At 61.6% G+C, this 18401-nt stretch carries 18 protein-coding genes and 1 pseudogene; 6 read left to right on the top strand and 13 right to left on the bottom strand.

From position 1 onward, the window contains the following. Window positions 1–79: 79 nt before the first annotated feature. The 6 genes from RGM2987_RS08680 to dadA all read right to left on the bottom strand — a co-directional run bounded on the left by RGM2987_RS08680 (window position 80) and on the right by dadA (window position 6208). On the bottom strand, window positions 80–2002 hold the full coding sequence (locus tag RGM2987_RS08680; protein ID WP_245139799.1) for an acetyl-CoA hydrolase/transferase C-terminal domain-containing protein: 1923 nt from the start codon (window positions 2000–2002) through the stop codon (window positions 80–82). A gap of 136 nt (window positions 2003–2138) precedes the next feature. Continuing rightward, complete coding sequence (locus RGM2987_RS08685) at window positions 2139–2552, bottom strand: c-type cytochrome (RefSeq protein WP_245139868.1); 414 nt, start codon at window positions 2550–2552, stop codon at window positions 2139–2141. Window positions 2553–2734: 182 nt separating this feature from the next. Next, window positions 2735–3283, bottom strand: coding sequence for a cupin domain-containing protein (locus RGM2987_RS08690; RefSeq protein WP_245139801.1), 549 nt, complete (start codon window positions 3281–3283; stop codon window positions 2735–2737). 128 nt (window positions 3284–3411) lie between these two features. Beyond that, window positions 3412–4485 carry an alanine racemase gene (gene alr, locus RGM2987_RS08695; protein WP_245139803.1) on the bottom strand — a complete coding sequence of 358 codons (1074 nt, stop codon included), beginning with the start codon at window positions 4483–4485 and terminating at the stop codon, window positions 3412–3414. Between the two features lie 93 nt (window positions 4486–4578). Next, the gene (locus RGM2987_RS08700; protein ID WP_245139806.1) at window positions 4579–4932 is read right to left on the bottom strand and encodes a RidA family protein; all 354 of its coding nucleotides are present in this window, start codon (window positions 4930–4932) and stop codon (window positions 4579–4581) included. After that, window positions 4904–6208 (bottom strand): D-amino acid dehydrogenase, encoded by a 1305-nt coding sequence (gene dadA, locus RGM2987_RS08705; protein WP_245139809.1) that lies wholly within the window; start codon window positions 6206–6208, stop codon window positions 4904–4906. The genes RGM2987_RS08700 and dadA overlap by 29 nt, the downstream gene beginning before the upstream one ends. Before the next feature lie 156 nt (window positions 6209–6364). On the opposite strand from dadA, the gene RGM2987_RS08710 reads away from it, so the two are divergent. After that, window positions 6365–6853 carry an Lrp/AsnC ligand binding domain-containing protein gene (locus RGM2987_RS08710; protein ID WP_003206849.1) on the top strand — a complete coding sequence of 163 codons (489 nt, stop codon included), beginning with the start codon at window positions 6365–6367 and terminating at the stop codon, window positions 6851–6853. Window positions 6854–7003: 150 nt separating this feature from the next. Here the strand turns inward: RGM2987_RS08710 and RGM2987_RS08715 are convergent, their stop codons facing one another. Beyond that, a complete protein-coding gene (locus RGM2987_RS08715) occupies window positions 7004–7357 on the bottom strand; it encodes a YkgJ family cysteine cluster protein (RefSeq protein WP_245139811.1) in 354 nt (117 codons plus the stop codon). A gap of 146 nt (window positions 7358–7503) precedes the next feature. Between RGM2987_RS08715 and RGM2987_RS08720 the strand changes: the two genes are divergently transcribed. Further along, window positions 7504–8817, top strand: coding sequence for an FAD-binding oxidoreductase (locus tag RGM2987_RS08720; RefSeq protein ID WP_245139814.1), 1314 nt, complete (start codon window positions 7504–7506; stop codon window positions 8815–8817). Window positions 8818–8990: 173 nt separating this feature from the next. Here RGM2987_RS08720 and RGM2987_RS08725 read toward each other — a convergent pair whose 3' ends face one another. Next, window positions 8991–9236, bottom strand: coding sequence for a DUF1127 domain-containing protein (locus tag RGM2987_RS08725; RefSeq protein ID WP_245139816.1), 246 nt, complete (start codon window positions 9234–9236; stop codon window positions 8991–8993). Between the two features lie 177 nt (window positions 9237–9413). Between RGM2987_RS08725 and RGM2987_RS08730 the strand changes: the two genes are divergently transcribed. Further along, window positions 9414–10847 carry a PLP-dependent aminotransferase family protein gene (locus RGM2987_RS08730; RefSeq protein WP_245139818.1) on the top strand — a complete coding sequence of 478 codons (1434 nt, stop codon included), beginning with the start codon at window positions 9414–9416 and terminating at the stop codon, window positions 10845–10847. A gap of 61 nt (window positions 10848–10908) precedes the next feature. Then, on the top strand, window positions 10909–12474 hold the full coding sequence (locus tag RGM2987_RS08735; protein WP_245139821.1) for a phospholipase D family protein: 1566 nt from the start codon (window positions 10909–10911) through the stop codon (window positions 12472–12474). Window positions 12475–12615: 141 nt separating this feature from the next. On the opposite strand, the pseudogene RGM2987_RS08740 reads toward RGM2987_RS08735, so the two are convergent. Continuing rightward, window positions 12616–12738 (bottom strand): annotated as a pseudogene (locus RGM2987_RS08740) (MFS transporter); the annotation flags it as partial. A gap of 129 nt (window positions 12739–12867) precedes the next feature. Then, entirely contained in the window at window positions 12868–14361 is a 1494-nt protein-coding gene (locus RGM2987_RS08745; protein ID WP_245139824.1) for an aldehyde dehydrogenase, read from the bottom strand. Between the two features lie 248 nt (window positions 14362–14609). Here RGM2987_RS08745 and RGM2987_RS08750 point away from each other — a divergent pair, with 248 nt between their 5' ends. Continuing rightward, the gene (locus RGM2987_RS08750) at window positions 14610–14972 is read left to right on the top strand and encodes a cupin domain-containing protein (RefSeq protein WP_245139826.1); all 363 of its coding nucleotides are present in this window, start codon (window positions 14610–14612) and stop codon (window positions 14970–14972) included. Between the two features lie 165 nt (window positions 14973–15137). Here the strand turns inward: RGM2987_RS08750 and rpmG are convergent, their stop codons facing one another. Beyond that, window positions 15138–15293: a 50S ribosomal protein L33 gene (gene rpmG, locus RGM2987_RS08755; RefSeq protein ID WP_003177274.1), complete on the bottom strand. Its 156-nt coding sequence runs from the start codon at window positions 15291–15293 to the stop codon at window positions 15138–15140. 11 nt (window positions 15294–15304) lie between these two features. Continuing rightward, on the bottom strand, window positions 15305–15538 hold the full coding sequence (gene rpmB / locus RGM2987_RS08760) for a 50S ribosomal protein L28 (protein WP_003177273.1): 234 nt from the start codon (window positions 15536–15538) through the stop codon (window positions 15305–15307). Between the two features lie 438 nt (window positions 15539–15976). On the opposite strand from rpmB, the gene RGM2987_RS08765 reads away from it, so the two are divergent. Then, the gene (locus RGM2987_RS08765) at window positions 15977–17563 is read left to right on the top strand and encodes an ABC transporter substrate-binding protein (RefSeq protein WP_245139828.1); all 1587 of its coding nucleotides are present in this window, start codon (window positions 15977–15979) and stop codon (window positions 17561–17563) included. Window positions 17564–17699: 136 nt separating this feature from the next. Here the strand turns inward: RGM2987_RS08765 and radC are convergent, their stop codons facing one another. After that, window positions 17700–18374 carry a DNA repair protein RadC gene (gene radC, locus RGM2987_RS08770; protein WP_245139830.1) on the bottom strand — a complete coding sequence of 225 codons (675 nt, stop codon included), beginning with the start codon at window positions 18372–18374 and terminating at the stop codon, window positions 17700–17702. Window positions 18375–18401 lie beyond the last annotated feature (27 nt).

The raw sequence follows: 18401 nt of genomic DNA on the forward strand, positions 1-18401 counted from the left end.
GTGTGTCAGTCAAAATATTTCTGGCTGATACACCGCCTTCGCGAGCAAGCCCGCTCCCACAAGGGTTACGGGTTGGCGGTTACTGCGTGGTGGCCTTGAGCCCTGCAAGCAACAGGCGCTGAGACAAATCCTCCTTCAGCCCGTCAGTGCTCGCCAGCTGCATCCGCTCCAGATGTTCGGGGTAGGCCGCTGCCTCTGGCGCGTCCAGTGCCGCCTTGCCCAGCTCCAACATCTCGCTGAGCTTGAACTTGCTCTTGAGCCAGTTCAGCGCCCGCAACAAGTCCCGCTCCACGCCATCGAAGTCTGAGCCCAGCGGGTATTCGGGGAACAGATTCGGATGCCGTGCCTGGATCGCCTGCAAACGCTCCGAAGTGTTGTCGGCAAACCGTGGATCGAGACGGAAGTCCTTCGGCAGCTTGCCGGCATTCTGCGCCTGCTCGATCAGCCCTGGCTGGAAGCGCGAATCGCTGATGTTCAGCAAGGCCTCGATCACCGCGGCATCGGTCTTGCCCCGCAGGTCGGCGATGCCGTATTCGGTCACCACGATATCCCGCAGATGCCGGGGAATCGTGCAATGACCGTACTCCCAGACGATATTCGAACTGATCTCGCCCCCGGCTTCGCGCCAGCTGCGCAGTAGCAGAATCGAACGTCCGCCTTCCAGCGCATGGCCCTGGGCAACGAAGTTGTACTGCCCGCCCACACCGCTGAGGACTCGCCCGTCTTCCAACTGGTCCGCCACCCCGGCGCCCAGCAGGGTCATGGTGAACACCGTATTGATGAAGCGCGCGTCGAGGCGTTGCAGGCGCTTGAGCTGTTCCTGGCCGTACAGCTCGTTGATGTAGCTGATGCGGGTCATGTTGAATTCGAGGCGCCGGCCCTGGGGCAATTCGCGCAGGCGCTCGTAGAAACTGCGCGGACCCAGGAAGAACCCACCGTGGATGCAGATGCCGTCAGGCTGCGCCGCCTCGTCGAGCGTGCCAGCGTTGGCCTGCTCCTGGGTCAGCACGTCGGGGTAGACCTTGCGCCGGATGATCCCGGCCTCGGCCAGCACCAGCAGACCGTTGACGAACATTTCGCTGCACCCGTACAGGCCTTTGGCAAATGGCTCGACGCCGCCTTCGCGCTCGATCAATTGCGCCCACTGGCTCAGGTTCACGTCAGCCAGCAACGCCTGGTAACCCGCATTGTCGGCCTGACGTGCCAACAGCGCCGCGGTCAATGCATCGCCCATGGAGCCGATGCCGATCTGCAAGGTACCGCCGTCGCGCACCAGGGCACTGGCGTGAAGGCCAATGAAATGATCCTGGAAGCCCACCGGCATGTTCGGCGTGGAAAACAGCGTGTGGCTGTCTTTCTCATCGATCAGCAGGTCGAAATCATCGATGCCGACTTCCGCGTCCCCGGGCATGTACGGCAGGTCGCTGTGCACTTGCCCGACCATGAGGATGGTCTCCCCGGCTGCCCGCCGCTTGGCGATCATCGGTAGCAGGTCGAGGGTGATGTCCGGGTTGCAGCTCAGGCTCAGGCGATCCGGGTGCTGCGGATCGCTCGCCAGCAGTTGCGCCACCAGGTTCAAGCCGGCGGCATTGATGTCTCGGGCCGCGTGGCTGTAGTTGCTGCTGACGTAGTCCTGCTGGGCAGATGCGCTGTGCAGCAGGCTGCCGGGCTGCATGAAGAACTGCTCGACGCGGATGTTGGCCGGCAGGCTGTCCCGGTGCAGGTCGTCGAGGTAGTCCAGCTCAGGGTAGTCGCCGAAGACCCGCTCGATGAACGGCTCGATGAAGCGCTTCTGCAAGCCATCGCCGAGGTTCGGCCGGCCCAGGCTCAGGGCCGTATAAATGGTCAGTTGCCGCTCGGGCAATTGCGCGATACGCCGGTACAGCGCGTTGGCGAACAGATTCGGTTTACCCAGCCCCAAGGGCATGCCGAGATGGATATGCGCGGGCAGGCGCTCAAGCACCTCGTCCACCGCCTGTTCAATTGAACACAACTGCACCATCCGACCCTCCGGGACATTCCATGAATGTGGGTTGGACCGAGCTTGCCGGGTCTTGGTTGCGATGAACAGCCCAGAAAAACGCCGGGCACAAAAAAGCCGCTCGCAAGCGGCTTTTTTCGCGCTGGATGCCGGCAGATTACAGCCCGGACATCTCTTTGATGGCGCCCTTGAGCTCATCATCCGAGCAGTCGGCACAGGTGCCTTTAGGCGGCATGGAGTTGATGCCGGTAATGGCCTTGGCCAGGATGCCGTCGAGGCCGCCCTGGTGGTCGGCGCGCTCTTTCCAGGCAGCCTTGTCACCGATTTTCGGTGCGCCGAGCAGGCCGGTGCCGTGGCAAGCGTTGCAATGTTTGGCAATGACATCTTTCGGTGCCTTGGCGCCGCCAGCGCCACCCGCTGCAGTGGCCACTTCCATGCCCTTGCATTCTTTGCCCTGAACACAAACCTGGCCGACGGGTTCAAGACGTTTGGCGATTTCATCGGTGGGCGCCGCTTGAGCGCTCGCAGCCCAAAGGGCCAATACGGTTGCTGGTGCAGCCAGCATTTTCATAATTAGGTTCACGCGTACACCCTCAATGGTGGCTAGTCACGCCTGCGGCCACGGTTTGCAGGCGGGCGCAAGTATAGCGGTAAGCCTGTCACTCTGAAACAACCCTAAAATCGCAAGGGTCTTATCGGTCGCGACCCGCTTACCCCCAGGCGCCTTACCATCCGGGCTCGGCGCCAAGTTTCTTAGAAATTGGCCGGTGTGGCTGCGCTGATCAGTCGCGCCGGCACATCGAACGGGTTACGGAAACGGTGCGGCTTGGTGCTTTCGAAATAGTAGCTGTCGCCCGCTTCGAGCACGAATGTCTCGCCGCCGACCACCAACTCCAACCGCCCTTCCACCAGGATCCCGGTTTCCTCACCTTCATGGGTAAGCATCTCGTCACCGGTGTCGGCGCCAGGCGGGTAGATTTCGTTGAGGAAGGCAATCGCCCGGCTCGGGTGTGCCCTGCCCACCAGTTTCATGGTCACGGCGCCGTCGGAGATGTCGATCAGTTCGTTGGCTTTGTAGACAATCTGAGTCGGTTTCTCCTGGAGGATTTCTTCGGAGAAAAACTCGACCATGGACATGGGAATCCCACCAAGGACCTTGCGCAGCGAGCTGATCGAGGGGCTGACGCTGTTCTTTTCGATCATCGAAATGGTGCTGTTGGTGACGCCCGCGCGCTTGGCGAGTTCACGCTGGGAAAGGCCTTTGAGTTTACGAATGGCTTGCAGTCGTTCACCGACGTCCAATGCTGGAGCCTCCAGGGAATCAGGTTGTGAGGAAAGTGAGCGTTATCATGGCGACAGCGTTCAGTATTTACAACACTTTGACCCGAATCCTGTGCGGTGAAGCGACTTCCGGTCAGGCGCGTCCTGCGTCAACTCCCGGAATAGAGCCGTGGCACTCGCCGCAGGTTGCAGAAAATCTGGTAGGGAATCGTATCGGCGGCCTTGGCCACGTCGCTGGCGAGCACATTCCTGCCCCATAGCTCCACGGTCGAACCGAGCCCGGCCTGGGGGATGTGGGTGAGGTCGACGCACAGCATGTCCATCGACACCCGTCCGACCAGTTGGCTACGTTGCCCGTCCACCAGCACCGGGGTACCGGTGGGGGCCTGGCGTGGATAGCCGTCGGCGTAACCCATGGCGACCACTCCGACCCGGGTCGGCTGCGTCGTTACGAAACGGGCGCCGTAGCCCACCGGCTCGCCAGCAGGCAGCTCGCGCACGCTGATGATCTTAGACTCCAGGGTCATTACCGGTTGCAGGCGCGAGGCGACCGCATTGGCTTCCTCGAAGGGGGTGGCACCGTAGAGCATGATGCCCGGGCGCACCCAGTCGCTCGGTATCTGTGGCCAGCCGAGTACAGCGGGGGAATTGCGCAGGCTGATTTCCGCCGCCAGCCCCTGGCGGGCCGCCTCGAACACCGCCAGTTGCTGGGGGCTGCTCGGATCATGCAGCTCATCGGCACGGGCGAAGTGGCTCATCAGGACGATTTTCGCCACGTTGCCACTGGCGAGCAGCCGACGGTAAGCCGTCTGGTAGTCCGCCGGGTGCAGCCCGACCCGATGCATGCCGGAATCGAGCTTGAGCCAGACCGTGATCGGCTTGCTCAGGTTTGCGCGTTCAACCGCTTCGAGCTGCCACAGCGAATGCACCACGCACCAGAAATCGTGCTCGACGATCAACGGCAACTCATCGACCTCGAAGAACCCTTCGAGCAGCAGGACCGGCCCGCGAATCCCGCCGGCCCGCAGTTCCAGGGCCTCCTCGATGCAGGCCACGGCATACCCGTCCACCAGGTCCTGCAAAGCCTCGGCACAGCGCACCGCACCATGCCCGTAGGCGTCAGCCTTGATCACCGCCAAGGCCTTGGCCCCGGTGACTTCGCGGGCCAATTGGTAGTTATGACGCAAGGCTTGAAGATCGATCAGGGCACGGGCAGGACGCATGGCGGCAGGCTTCTAGGCGGTCATGAATAAAAAACCGGCGCTGGCTGACAGTGTGAACCACCAACAGCGCCGGGAGAGGGATCGTGTTGAGGACTAAGGCAGCGCCGCCACGACGGACAGCTCCACCAGGATCTGCGGTTCGCACAGTTTGGCTTCTACCGTGGCGCGGGCCGGGGCGACGCCTTTGGGCAGCCACTGGTCCCACACCGAGTTCATGCCGGCAAAATGTGCCTCGATGTCTTTCAGGTAAATGGTCACCGACAACAGGCGCGTCTTGTCGGTCCCGGCCAGGTCGAGCAAACGCTCGATGTTGGCCAGGGTTTCGCGGGTCTGCTGCTCGATTCCGGCAGACATGTCGTCGCCGACCTGCCCCGCCAGATAAACGGTGCCGTTGTGCACGACGACCTGACTCATGCGGTCATTGGTGAGCTGGCGCTGGACTGACATGTTTCGCAGACTCCTGGTGTTTGCTGCCGTAACGGGAAATATCGAGGCCTTCGGCGCTGATCTGCGGCTTTTTCTTCGCCATCAGGTCCGCCAGCAGGCGACCGGAACCACAGGCCATGGTCCATCCGAGGGTGCCATGGCCGGTGTTCAGGAACAGATTCTTGAGCGGGGTTGCACCCACGATCGGCGTACCGTCCGGAGTGGTCGGGCGCAGGCCGGTCCAGAAACTGGCCTGGGCCAGATCGCCGCCGCGAGGATAAAGGTCGCCCACGATCATCTCCAGGGTTTCGCGCCGACGCGGGTTGAGGGACAGGTCAAAACCGGCGATTTCCGCCATGCCGCCCACGCGAATACGGTTGTCGAAGCGAGTGATCGCCACCTTGTAGGTTTCGTCGAGGATGGTCGAGGTCGGGGCCATGGCCGGGTCGGTGATCGGCACCGTCAGCGAGTAGCCTTTGAGCGGGTACACCGGTGCACGGATCCCGAGGGGCTTGAGCAGTTGCGGCGAATAGCTGCCCAGGGCCAGGACGTAGCGGTCGGCGGTTTCCAGCTTGCCATCGATCCAGACACCGTTGATGCGGTCCCCGGCGAAATCCAGGCGCTGGATATCCTGGCCGAAACGGAACTGCACGCCGAGTTTCACAGCCATTTCCGCCAGACGCGTGGTGAACATCTGGCAGTCGCCGGTCTGGTCGTTGGGCAGGCGCAAGGCACCGGCCAGGATGTCGGTGACATTCGCCAGGGCCGGCTCGACCCGGGCGATACCTGCACGGTCGAGCACTTCGAACGGCACGCCGGACTCTTTCAATACGGCGATGTCTTTCGCCGCGCCATCGAGCTGGGCCTGGGTGCGGAACAGTTGGGTAGTCCCCAGGCTCCGGCCCTCGTAGGCAATACCGGTTTCGGCGCGTAATTCGTCGAGGCAGTCACGGCTGTACTCGGACAGGCGCACCATGCGTTCCTTGTTGACGGCATAACGGCTGGCGGTGCAGTTGCGCAGCATCTGCGCCATCCACAGGTACTGGTCGATGTCGGCGGTGGCCTTGATTGCCAGGGGTGCGTGGCGCTGCAGCAGCCACTTGATGGCCTTGAGCGGCACACCCGGGGCGGCCCACGGCGAGGCATACCCCGGCGACACCTGACCGGCGTTGGCGAAGCTGGTTTCCATGGCAGGCGCCGGCTGACGGTCGACCACCACCACCTCAAACCCGGCACGGGCCAGATAGTAAGCACTGACGGTACCGATGACGCCGCTACCCAAGACCAGAACGCGCATGTTGAAACCCTCATCGCGGATAACCGCTGACGTTTGTTATACAAAAGCTTAGATGCGCGCAGTGTAAAAAAGATCAGGCAGTGCTTTTCACTATATAACTGCTTATATTTGGCGAGAATTCTCGGCGAAAACCCTTTTCACGGAGGCGCATCACCTGTGCGTACCAACACCCAGACCAAGCGCGAGCTGGACAAGATCGACCGCAACATCCTGCGCATCCTCCAGGCGGACGGGCGGATCTCCTTCACTGAACTGGGGGAAAAGGTCGGCCTGTCGACCACGCCCTGCACCGAGCGGGTGCGGCGGCTGGAGCGCGAAGGGATCATCATGGGCTACAACGCCCGGCTCAATCCGCAGCACCTGAAGGGAAGCCTGCTGGTATTCGTCGAGATCAGCCTCGACTACAAATCCGGCGACACCTTCGAAGAATTCCGACGCGCCGTGCTGAAATTACCCCACGTACTGGAATGTCACTTGGTGTCAGGGGATTTCGACTATCTGGTGAAAGCACGGATTTCCGAGATGGCTTCGTACCGCAAGCTGCTGGGGGACATCCTGCTCAAGCTGCCCCATGTGCGCGAATCCAAGAGCTACATCGTGATGGAAGAAGTGAAGGAGAGCCTGAACCTGCCGATTCCGGATTGAGTCCGGTGGTAGGAAGGGGGCGTCCGGGAGACCGCTTTCGCGAGCAAGCCCGCTCCCACAGTGGTCTTGCGGCGAACCCCATTTCTTGGAACGGTTGAGATCCCATGTGGGAGCGGGCTTGCTCGCGAAGGCCGCGACTCGGTCCTTTGGTCAGACCAACACCTGGCGATTGCCAGCCATGTATTCATGAATCTGCTTCTCGACCCGCGGATGGATCAACTCCGCCGGCCGCCTTCCATTGGGGCACGGCAAGCTCGCCGTGGTGCCGAACAGGCGGCAGATCAGCGGTCGCTCGTCGTACACGGTGCAACCGTCCGGCCCCAGGTGCACGCAGTCGAGTTTTTCCATGGCAGCGTCCTGCTCGGCGCGGGTCTTGCGCGGCAGGCGGGCCATTTCTTCTGGCGAGGTGGTCACCGGCCCACAGCAGTCATGGCAGCCCGGCACGCACTCGAACGAGGGAATCTGCTGGCGCAGCGTGCGAATTTTCTGACTGTTGCAACTCATCGTGACCATTACCGAGGTGGGACTGTCCGCGATTTTGCCTTAAAAGCCCTGGGCCAGACAGCGCCAGCCGACCACTGTTGCCCAGGGACGAAGCCACGGCTTATTCTCCGTAAAATTTCTCAAACACAACAATCAGGATTACGCACATGAACGCCCGTGTTCAGCAACCGGTCCCGAGCCACGCGCACGCCGCCTCTTATTACGCCGCCAGCAGCCTGCCGCAACCGGACCATCCGCTGCTGCAAGGCGAGCTGGTGGCGGATGTCTGCGTGGTCGGGGGCGGGTTTTCCGGGCTGAACACGGCGATCGAGCTGGCCGAACGCGGCATGAGTGTAGTGTTGCTGGAAGCCCACAAAATCGGCTGGGGCGCCAGCGGGCGCAACGGCGGCCAGTTGATTCGCGGTGTCGGCCATGGTCTCGATCAGTTCGCCTCGGTGATCGGCGCCGACGGCGTACGTCAGATGAAGCTCATGGGGCTTGAAGCGGTGGAAATCGTCCGACAACGGGTCGAGCGTTTTCAGATCCCTTGCGATCTCACCTGGGGCTATTGCGACCTCGCCAACAAACCTGCCGACCTGGAAGGCTTTGCCGAAGACGCCGAGGAGCTGCGTAGCCTGGGTTATTGCCATCCCACCCGGCTGCTGCAAGCCCACGAGATGCACAGCGTGGTGGGTTCGGACCGCTACGTCGGTGGTTTGATCGACATGGGCTCGGGGCATCTGCACCCACTGAACCTGGCGCTGGGGGAAGCCGCCGCTGCGCAACAAATGGGGGTCAGGCTGTTCGAGCAGTCGGCGGTGACGCGCATTGATTACGGCCCGGAAGTGAAGGTGCATACGCAACAAGGCTCGGTCCGCGTCAAGACGTTGGTGCTGGGCTGCAACGCTTATCTCAGTGGTCTGAATCCGGAACTCAGCGGCAAGGTATTGCCAGCCGGCAGCTATATCATTGCGACCGAGCCCCTGAGCCCGGCGCAGGCCCAGGCCCTGTTGCCGCAGAACATGGCGGTCTGTGACCAGCGGGTGGCGCTGGATTACTACCGGCTATCGGCGGATCGCCGGCTGTTGTTCGGGGGTGCCTGTCACTACTCCGGCCGCGACCCGCAGGACATCGGCGCTTATATGCGACCGAAGATGCGCAAGGTCTTCCCGCAACTGGCAGACGTGAAAATCGATTATCAATGGGGCGGGATGATCGGGATCGGTGCCAATCGCCTGCCGCAGATCGGCCGGCTCAAGGACCAGCCCAATGTGTATTACGCCCAGGCCTATTCCGGCCATGGCGTGAACGCCACGCACCTGGCCGGCAGACTATTGGCCGAAGCCATCAGCGGGCAGCACAGTGGCGGCTTTGATCTGTTCGCCCGGGTGCCGCACATGACATTCCCTGGCGGCAAGCACCTGCGCTCGCCGCTGTTGGCGCTGGGGATGTTGTGGCATCGGTTGAAAGAGTTGGTTTGATCCAGATGACTGATGTTGTTTTTTGTGGCGAGGGGATTCATCCCCGCTGGCCTGCGAAGCAGGCCCAAAGCTGGATGCCTGACACACCGCATCTCAGGTTTTAGGGACGCTTCGCGTCCCAACGGGGATAAATCCCCTCGCCACAGGGGTTTGTGCTCAATTTGACTGACGCTTCACAACCGCCAGAACGGCTTGACCCCCTCCTCCCGCGCCTGCTCCCGACTCAGCCCGATGTCATGCAACTGTTCGGGAGTCAGCTCCAACAAGGCCTTGCGTGTATGCAGACGATGCCAGAACAGGCCCCAGCGACTCTGGCAGGCAGGCGCGTTGCGCAGTGTCGCGCTGCGCAGCTCCTTTTCCTGTCCCGCTGCCAGTTCCTGGCTGTGTAACGTCAGCCGCACATCGCTCAAGCCGTTCATTTTGATCGCTCCTGTTTACTTGGGTAGCCGGAGGTTTCATGATGCGCGGACGGCGAAAATCGATACAGATTCAACCTGAATCTTTTATATACATACAGATTGACGATTTATGCGACTGAATTGCCATTTTCCGACCCAACTGTATGGGTCGCATGTTCCACTACACCGGAGCGCAGCATGACCCTCTACGTGAACCTCGCAGAATTGCTCGGCACCCGCATCGAACAGGGCTTCTACCGCCCCGGTGATCGACTGCCGTCGGTGCGCGCGCTCAGCACGGAACATGGGGTCAGCCTGAGTACGGTGCAGCAGGCCTACCGCGTCCTGGAGGACAGCGGGCTGGCGATGCCGAAACCCAAGTCCGGCTACTTCGTCCCGCCCAGCCGCGAGCTGCCAGACCTTCCGGTGGTGGGCCGCCCGGCCCAACGACCTGTGGATATCTCCCAATGGGACCAGGTGCTGGAGCTGATACGCGCGGTGCCGCGCAAGGACGTGGTGCAGTTGGGACGCGGCATGCCGGACATCAATTCGCCGACCATGAAGCCACTGCTGCGCAGCTTGGCGCAGATCAGCCGTCGACAAGACATGCCAGGCCTGTATTACGACAACATCTACGGCAACCTCGCCTTGCGCGAACAGATCGCCCGGCTGTCACTGGACTCCGGCTGCCAGTTCGGCCCCGGCGACCTGATCGTTACCACGGGCTGTCACGAGGCGTTGTCGGTGAGCATCCGCGCCACTTGCGAGCAGGGCGATATCGTCGCGGTGGACTCCCCCAGCTTTCACGGGGCGATGCAAACTCTCAAGGGCCTGGGCATGAAGGCCCTGGAGATTCCTACCGACCCGCTGACGGGCATCAGCCTGGAGGCGCTTGAACTGGCATTGGAGCAATGGCCAATCAAGGCCATACAGTTAACGCCCAGTTGCAATAACCCGCTGGGCTACATCATGCCCGAAGCCAATAAGCGCGCGCTGTTGACCCTGGCCCAGCGCTTCGACGTGGCAATTATCGAAGATGATGTGTATGGGGAATTGGCCTACACCTACCCGCGACCGCGCACCATCAAGTCCTTCGATGAAGACGGCCGCGTCCTGCTCTGCAGTTCGTTTTCCAAGACCCTGGCACCCGGCCTGCGGATCGGCTGGGTCGCCCCGGGCCGATACCTGGAACGGGTGCTGCACATGAAATACATCAGCACCGGCTCCACCGCGCCGCAACCGCAGATCGCCATCGCCGAATTTCTAAAAGGTGGGCATTTCGAACCGCATTTACGGCGGATGCGCACGCAATACCAGCGCAATCGTGACGTAATGATCGATTGGGTCAGTCGCTATTTCCCCCACGGCACCCGCGCCAGTCGCCCGCGAGGCAGCTTCATGCTGTGGGTCGAACTGCCCGACGGCTTCGATACGCTCAAGCTCAATCGCGTGTTGCTCGATCAAGGCGTACAAGTCGCCGTCGGCAGCATTTTTTCGGCCTCGGGCAAATATCGCAATTGTCTGCGGATGAACTACGCTGCCAAGCCGACACCCCAGATCGAAGAGGCGGTGCGCAAGGTGGGCGCCGCCGCCATCGCACTGTTGAACGAAACCCAGCGCGACGTCGTCTGAACCTTACGCAGGGAAGCAGCAGCCAATAACCGATCAACGCAAACAAGCGGAACGATCCTACGTGAGATCCAGACCCATCCTGCCTGCGCTACTGCTGGTCGCCTCGCTACTGGGGGGGTGCGCCAGCCTTGATGTCACTCGCGAGCCTTCCCAGGCACTGCCGGCCAGCGAATCGGCATTCGGCCGATCGGTCCAGGCCCAGGCCGCAACCCATGAAGGGCGCTCGGGCTTTCGGTTGCTTTCCGACAGCACCGAGGCCTTCACCGCCCGGGCCGAGCTGATCCGCCACGCCCAACGCAGCCTGGATCTTCAGTACTACATCGTGCATGACGGCATCAGCACACGAATGCTGGTGGATGAACTACTCAAGGCCGCCGACCGTGGCGTGCGCGTGCGGATCCTGCTGGACGACACCACCAGCGATGGACAGGAAGAGACCATCGCAACCCTCGGCGCCCACCCCAACATTCAGATACGCCTGTTCAATCCACTGCACCTGGGCCGCGCCACCGGCGTGACCCGCAGCCTCGGGCGGCTGTTCAACCTGTCGCTGCAACATCGGCGGATGCACAACAAGCTATGGCTGGCGGACAACAGCATGGCGATCGTTGGCGGACGCAACCTGGGCGACGAGTATTTCGACGCCGAACCCAACCTGAACTTCACTGACATCGACCTGCTCAGCGTCGGGCCGGTGGCCGAACAGCTGGGCCACGGCTTCGACCAGTACTGGAACAGCGCCCTGAGCAAGCCGGTCGAGCAGTTCCTGTCCCATCGCCCGACACCCAAGGACCTGGCCGACAGCCGCCTGCGCCTGCAGCAGTCCCTGGAGCAGACCCACAAGGAAAACCAGGCGCTCTACCGGCAGTTGACCACCTACCGGACCCAACCGCGCCTGGATATCTGGCGCAGCCAGCTGATCTGGGCCTGGAACAAGGCGATGTGGGACGCCCCCAGCAAAGTCTTGAGCAAAGACGAGCCGGACCCGCAATTGCTGCTGACCACCCAACTGGCACCGGAGCTGACAGGCGTCAGCAAAGAGCTGATCCTGATTTCCGCCTACTTCGTTCCCGGCCAGCCGGGCCTGGTGTACCTGACCAGCCGCGCCGATGCCGGGGTTTCGGTGAGTCTGCTGACCAACTCCCTGGAAGCCACCGATGTGCCGGCGGTGCATGGCGGCTACACGCCGTATCGCAAGGCCCTGCTGGAGCATGGCGTCCGGCTGTATGAATTGCGGCGCCAACCGGGGGACAAAGGCAGCAGCCCGCACCTGTTCTACAGCAAGTCCTACGGTGAGTCGGACTCCAGCCTGCACAGCAAGGCGATCATTTTTGACCAGCAGAAATCATTCATCGGCTCGTTCAACTTCGACCCACGCTCGGTACTGTGGAACACCGAAGTCGGCGTGCTGGTGGATAGCCCTGAACTCGCCGGGCAGGTGCGTGAACTGGCCTTGCAAGGCATGGCGCCGGCGCTGAGCTATCAGGCCAGGCTGGAAGATGGAAAACTGGTCTGGACCACCGAGGACAACGGCAAACAACACCAACTGGACCGCGAGCCGGGTAGCTGGTGGCGCCGGTTCAACGCCTGGTTTGCCACGACAATCGGGTTGGAGCGGATGTTGTAGCCCTGCGAACCTGTTGAAGATGAACACATCCCGTGGCGAGGGAGCTTGCTCCCGCCGGGCTGCGAAACGGCCTTTTTTTGAGCGCTGCGCACTCAAGCGGGAGCAAGCTCCCTCGCCACAGGATTTCGGTGATTCAGGCAGGCTGCCCGCTCGCGCCGCCAACGGACCGATCAGGCAACCGATTCCCCATAATTGCGCGATGTGAGCGTTGGCCCGCACCAGCGCATCGTCGCGGTAGCGCTCGCCGATCAGAATCAACGACAAGGCATCACTCAAAACAATGTGGGAGCGAGCCTGCTCGCGATGGCGGGGCAACATTCAACACAGGTGTCGACTGTCATACCGCTATCGCGAGCAGGCTCACTCCCACAAGGGCAAGAACCGGCTAGGTTTTTACAGCTTGATCCAGGTCGCCTTCAGCTCAGTGTACTTGTCGAATGCGTGCAGCGACTTGTCGCGGCCGTTGCCCGATTGCTTGAAGCCACCGAACGGTGCGGTCATGTCGCCGCCGTCGTATTGGTTGACCCATACGCTGCCCGCACGCAAGGCCTTGGCGGTGAGGTGGGCCTTGGAGATGTCCCGGGTCCATACCGCTGCGGCCAGACCGTAGGGCGTGTCGTTGGCGATCTCGATGGCTTCTTCGGCGGTGTCGAAGGTGATGACCGACAACACCGGGCCGAAAATCTCTTCCTGGGCGATTTTCATGGCGTTGCTCACGCCGTCGAAGATCGTCGGCTCGACATAGGTGCCGCCGGTTTCCTCGAGGATCCGCTTGCCGCCTACCACCAACCTGGCGCCGTCGCTGTGACCGGCCTCGATGTAGGAGAGCACGGTGTTCATCTGCTGCGTATCCACCAGGGCGCCGACGTTGGTCGCCGGATCCAGCGGGTTACCCGGCTTCCAGCCCTTGAGGGCTTCAATCACCAGCGGCAGGAAGGTGTCCTTGATCGAGCGCTCCACCAACAGCCGCGAACCGGCCGTGCACACCTCACCCTGGTTGAAGGCGATAGCGCTGGCGGCCGATTCAGCGGCGGCCTGCAGGTCCGGCGCGTCGGCGAACACGATGTTCGGACTCTTACCACCCGCCTCCAGCCAGACGCGTTTCATGTTGGACTCGCCGGAGTACACCATCAACTGCTTGGCAATCTTGGTCGAACCGGTGAACACCAGCGTATCCACGTCCATGTGCAGGCCCAGGGCCTTGCCGACGGTATGACCGTAGCCGGGCAACACGTTGAGCACGCCTTTGGGGATTCCGGCCTCGACCGCCAGGGCAGCGATACGGATGGCGGTCAGCGGGGATTTTTCCGACGGCTTGAGCACCACCGAGTTACCGGTGGACAGCGCCGGGCCGAGTTTCCAGCATGCCATCATCAACGGGAAGTTCCACGGCACGATCGCGCCCACGACGCCCACTGGCTCACGGGTCACCAGGCCCAGTTGATCGTGCGGGGTGGCGGCCACTTCGTCATAAATCTTGTCGATGGCCTCGCCGCTCCAGCTCAATGCCTGGGCCGCACCAGGAACGTCAATGTACAGGGAGTCGCTGATCGGCTTGCCCATGTCGAGGGTTTCGAGCAGGGCCAGTTCTTCGGCGTGCTGCTTGAGCAGGCCGGCGAAACGAATCATGGTGGCTTTGCGCTTGCTGGGCGCCAGGCGTGACCAGACGCCGGAATTGAAAGTGGCGCGGGCGCTCTCGACGGCACGTTGGGCATCGGCAACGTCGCAACTGGCGATCTTGCCCAGCAGCCGACCATCGACCGGGCTTATGCAATCGAAGGTTTCGCCAGACACCGCATCGGTGTATTCGCCGTTGATGAAGGCGCGGCCTTCGATCTTCAGCTCGCGGGCGCGTTGCTCCCAGTTGGCACGAGTCAGGGTGGTCATGCGTGTGTCCTCCTCTTATTGAGTAAGAACGCCACGCACCCGGTGCGTAGCGCTTTGAGAAATCTGCCCGGCCTGCCTGTTTCAGGCGCTGTTTCAGGCACGGGGCACCCGTCACCCTAAACCAGCGGCCGGTCATGTTTCAATATATTTGACACAAGGCCGGCAAACAGCCTTGCGATGTTCGTTTTAATAAACATAGACTCTGGCTCTTCCAGCCATTCGCGCCGTCATTACCGGGGGATTACCGCATGAGCATCCAGGACATCGTCGATTTCAGCCAGGCCATCACTGCCGCCGACCGCTATCGCCCGGATCCGGCCAAGGTACTCAAGGGCGACCCCGAACAAGCAGTGTTCAACCATTACAACAGCCCGTGCGGCCAAATGAATGCCGGGGTATGGGAAGGCGCTGTCGGCCAGTGGACAGTCAACTACACCGAGCATGAATACTGCGAAATCGTTCAGGGAGTTTCAGTGCTGCGGGACACCGATGGCAATGCCAAGACACTGCGGGCCGGCGACCGCTTCGTGATCCCGGCGGGCTTCAAGGGCACGTGGGAAGTACTGGAGCCGTGCCGCAAAATCTATGTGGTGTTTGAACAGAAGGCTTGAGTTTTCTGTCGTCGGGGCTGGCCTTATCGCGAGCAGGCTCGCTCCCACAGGGTTCTGTGGTGCCTTTGTGGGGGCGAGCCTGATCGCGATGAGGCCCCGAAAGCCAGCAACAAAAAAGGCCCGTATCTCGCGATACGGGCCTTTTTTGTCAGATGGAAAAATCAATTACTTGATTTTGCCTTCCTTGTAGATCACGTGCTTGCGAACAACCGGATCATATTTCTTGATCTCGATTTTGTCCGGGGTAGTACGCTTGTTCTTGTCGGTAGTGTAGAAGTGACCAGTACCGGCGCTCGAGATCAAACGAATCAATTCACGCATGATTAGCTCCCTTAAACCTTGCCATCGCGACGAAGTTCGGCCAGCACGACACTGATGCCACGCTTGTCGATGATACGCATGCCTTTGGCAGATACGCGCAGACGCACAAAACGTTTCTCTTCTTCAACCCAGAAGCGGTGATGCTGCAGGTTCGGCAGGAAACGACGACGGGTTTTGTTGTTTGCGTGGGAAATGTTATTCCCAGTCACCGGACCCTTACCGGTAACTTGACAGACTCTCGACATGCCTCAGCCCTCTAAAACCACATGCCCAACCCGGCATGGGTTGGCCGCTTAATCTCTCAGTCATTTGGCGCCAGGCGCCGCGTTTCTTTAAGGGTCTTACCGGCTACACCTACAGTGAAGGAACCGGGCCCCTAGAAAAGAGCGCTGCTTTATACCAGAAAGACCAGAGCGCAACAACAGCCGATGTGATTTGTCTTTCTGGAAAACCCTCGCCCAACCGCACCGGGCAGCTGGGGCCAAGGCCGGCGCGGCTTGTGACCGCTCGTCGCTGCATAGTGTTTTTTCACCCTCGCGACGGGGTTGGAGCCGCCCATGCCCCGGCGCAGCGTGCCGGAAAATGCAAAAAGGGGATAGTCATTTGCCAGCGAGCCCACTAGGGTAGGCCTTTTCCAGACTGCACTCGCAGATGGGCCTTCGACCTGCACAAGGAAACTGCTCATGCGCCTCGCTGCCCTACCATTGTTGCTCGCCCCTCTGCTGATCAGCCCGCTGGCCCAGGCGGCCGCCCTGAGCGTTTGTACCGAGGCCAGCCCGGAAGGGTTCGACGTGGTCCAGTACAACTCGCTGACGACCACCAACGCCTCTGCCGATGTGCTGATGAATCGCCTGGTGGACTTCGACACCGCCAGCGGTAAAGTCGTCCCGAGCCTGGCCGACCACTGGGAAATCTCGACCGATGGCCTGACCTACGTGTTCAAGCTGCACCCACAGGTCAAGTTTCACCGCACTGAATATTTCACGCCGCGCCGCGACCTGACCGCCGAGGACGTGAAGTTCAGCTTCGAGCGCATGCTCGACCCGGCAAACCCTTGGCACAAAGTCGCACAGAGCGGCTTCCCCCACGCCCAGTCCATGCAACTGCCGGCGCTGATCAAGAAAATCGACGCCTTGGACCCACTGACCGTGCGCTTCACGCTCGACCATGCCGACTCGACCTTCCTGGCAACCTTGAGCATGGGGTTTGCCTCCATCTATTCGGCCGAATACGCCGATCAACTGATGAAGGCCGGCACGCCGGAGAAGCTCAATAACCAACCCATCGGCACCGGCCCGTTCATCTTCAGCCGGTTCCAGAAAGACGCCTCGATTCGCTACAAGGCCAACGACGACTATTTCGGCGGCAAGCCCCAAGTGGACCCGTTGATCTTCGCCATCACGCCGGATGCCAACGTGCGCCTGCAGAAACTGCGGCGCAATGAATGCCAGATCGCCCTGTCGCCCAAGCCGCTGGACGTGCAGGCCGCCCGGCAGGAACCCACGCTGGCCGTGGCCCAGACCGACGCCTTCATGACCGCGTTCGTCGCGATCAATAGCCAGCATCCGCCCCTGGACAAGCCCGAGGTGCGGCAAGCCATCAACCTCGCCTTCGACAAGGCCAGCTACCTCAAGACTGTCTTCGAAGGCACCGCCGAAGCGGCCAACGGTCCCTACCCGCCGAACACCTGGAGCTACGCCAAGAACCTGCCCGGCTATGCCCATGACCCGGTCAAGGCCCGTGAACTGCTAGCCAAGGCCGGTTTGAAGGAAGGCTTTCAGACCACCATCTGGACCCGCCCTTCCGGCAGCCTGCTGAACCCCAACCCGAGCCTGGGTGCGCAGCTTTTGCAATCGGATCTGGCGGAAATCGGCATCCAGGCGGAGATCCGCGTAATCGAATGGGGCGAGCTGATCCGCCGCGCCAAGGCCGGCGAGCATGACCTGCTGTTCATGGGCTGGGCCGGCGACAACGGTGACCCGGACAACTTCCTCACGCCGCAGTTTTCCTGCGCGGCGGTCAAGTCCGGGACCAACTTCGCGCGCTATTGCAACGCGGACCTGGACAAACTGATCAGCGCCGGCAAGACCACCGGCGAGCAAGGCGTGCGCGCCAAGCTCTACGAACAGGCCCAGGCGCAGATCCAGCAACAGGCGCTGTGGCTGCCGCTGGCGCACCCGACCGCATTCGCCCTGACCCGCAAGGATGTCCAGGATTACTCGGTGAGCCCGTTCGGGCGCCAGGATTACTCCAAGGTCAGCCTCAAGTAACCCTGCCTACAGCAAACCCTGTGGGAGCGGGCTTGCTCGCGAAAGCGTCAGTTCAGTTAGCCAATCAGTCGACTGACAGGCCGCTTTCGCGAGCAAGCCCGCTCCCACAAGCGGCTTTATGAGCACCAGCCTTTGCTCACATCCACCCATACTCCGCCATCGACAACGGCTCCCCGTCGCCGACGATGAAATGGTCGAGCACCCGCACATCGATCAGTTCCAACGCCTCTTGCAACCGTTCGGTGAGCACCCGATCAGCCTGGCTGGGCTCGGTGTGGCCGGAAGGATGGTTGTGGCACAGGATCAGCGCGGCGGCATTGTGGGCCAGGGCGCGCTTGACCACTTGCCGGGGATAGACACTGGCGCTGTCGATGGAACCGCGAAACAGCGCTTCGTAGGCCAGCACCCGATGCCGGGAGTCAAGGAACAGGCAGCCGAACACTTCATGGGCTTCGTGGCGCAACATGGCCTTGAGATAATCACGCACTACCAGCGGACTCTCCAGCACCGACTCTCGCCGCAAGTCCTCGGCCAGGTGTCGACGGCCCATTTCCAGGACCGCTTGCAACTGGGCAAACTTCGCCGGGCCCAGTCCCAGTTGTGCGCTGAAGGTGCGCAGGTCGGCTTCCAGCAGCACCCGCAGGCAGCCGAATTGCTGCAGCAGGTGTCGAGCCAGATCTACCGCGCTTCTCCCGGCCACGCCGGTTCGCAGGAAGATCGCCAACAGTTCGGCGTCCGAAAGGCTCGCCGAACCCAATTCCAATAACTTCTCCCGCGGGCGCTCGGCCGCCGGCCAATCACGAATACTCATAGGACCTCCTGGTCTGTGGAGCGCCGC

The sequence above is a fragment of the Pseudomonas sp. RGM2987 genome (assembly GCF_022952855.1).
Taxonomy (GTDB): Bacteria; Pseudomonadota; Gammaproteobacteria; order Pseudomonadales; family Pseudomonadaceae; genus Aquipseudomonas.

Excerpts from the sequence above, each read along its gene's own strand:
- RGM2987_RS08680 (WP_245139799.1), bottom strand. The coding sequence starts at position 2,002 with ATGGTGCAGTTGTGTTCAATTGAACAGGCGGTGGACGAGGTGCTTGAG.
- RGM2987_RS08685 (WP_245139868.1), bottom strand. The coding sequence starts at position 2,552 with ATGAAAATGCTGGCTGCACCAGCAACCGTATTGGCCCTTTGGGCTGCG.
- alr (WP_245139803.1), bottom strand. The coding sequence starts at position 4,485 with ATGCGTCCTGCCCGTGCCCTGATCGATCTTCAAGCCTTGCGTCATAAC.
- RGM2987_RS08700 (WP_245139806.1), bottom strand. The coding sequence starts at position 4,932 with ATGTCAGTCCAGCGCCAGCTCACCAATGACCGCATGAGTCAGGTCGTC.
- dadA (WP_245139809.1), bottom strand. The coding sequence starts at position 6,208 with ATGCGCGTTCTGGTCTTGGGTAGCGGCGTCATCGGTACCGTCAGTGCT.
- RGM2987_RS08715 (WP_245139811.1), bottom strand. The coding sequence starts at position 7,357 with ATGAGTTGCAACAGTCAGAAAATTCGCACGCTGCGCCAGCAGATTCCC.
- RGM2987_RS08720 (WP_245139814.1), top strand. The coding sequence starts at position 7,504 with ATGAACGCCCGTGTTCAGCAACCGGTCCCGAGCCACGCGCACGCCGCC.
- RGM2987_RS08725 (WP_245139816.1), bottom strand. The coding sequence starts at position 9,236 with ATGAACGGCTTGAGCGATGTGCGGCTGACGTTACACAGCCAGGAACTG.
- RGM2987_RS08730 (WP_245139818.1), top strand. The coding sequence starts at position 9,414 with ATGACCCTCTACGTGAACCTCGCAGAATTGCTCGGCACCCGCATCGAA.
- RGM2987_RS08745 (WP_245139824.1), bottom strand. The coding sequence starts at position 14,361 with ATGACCACCCTGACTCGTGCCAACTGGGAGCAACGCGCCCGCGAGCTG.
- RGM2987_RS08750 (WP_245139826.1), top strand. The coding sequence starts at position 14,610 with ATGAGCATCCAGGACATCGTCGATTTCAGCCAGGCCATCACTGCCGCC.
- rpmG (WP_003177274.1), bottom strand. The coding sequence starts at position 15,293 with ATGCGTGAATTGATTCGTTTGATCTCGAGCGCCGGTACTGGTCACTTC.
- rpmB (WP_003177273.1), bottom strand. The coding sequence starts at position 15,538 with ATGTCGAGAGTCTGTCAAGTTACCGGTAAGGGTCCGGTGACTGGGAAT.
- RGM2987_RS08765 (WP_245139828.1), top strand. The coding sequence starts at position 15,977 with ATGCGCCTCGCTGCCCTACCATTGTTGCTCGCCCCTCTGCTGATCAGC.
- radC (WP_245139830.1), bottom strand. The coding sequence starts at position 18,374 with ATGAGTATTCGTGATTGGCCGGCGGCCGAGCGCCCGCGGGAGAAGTTA.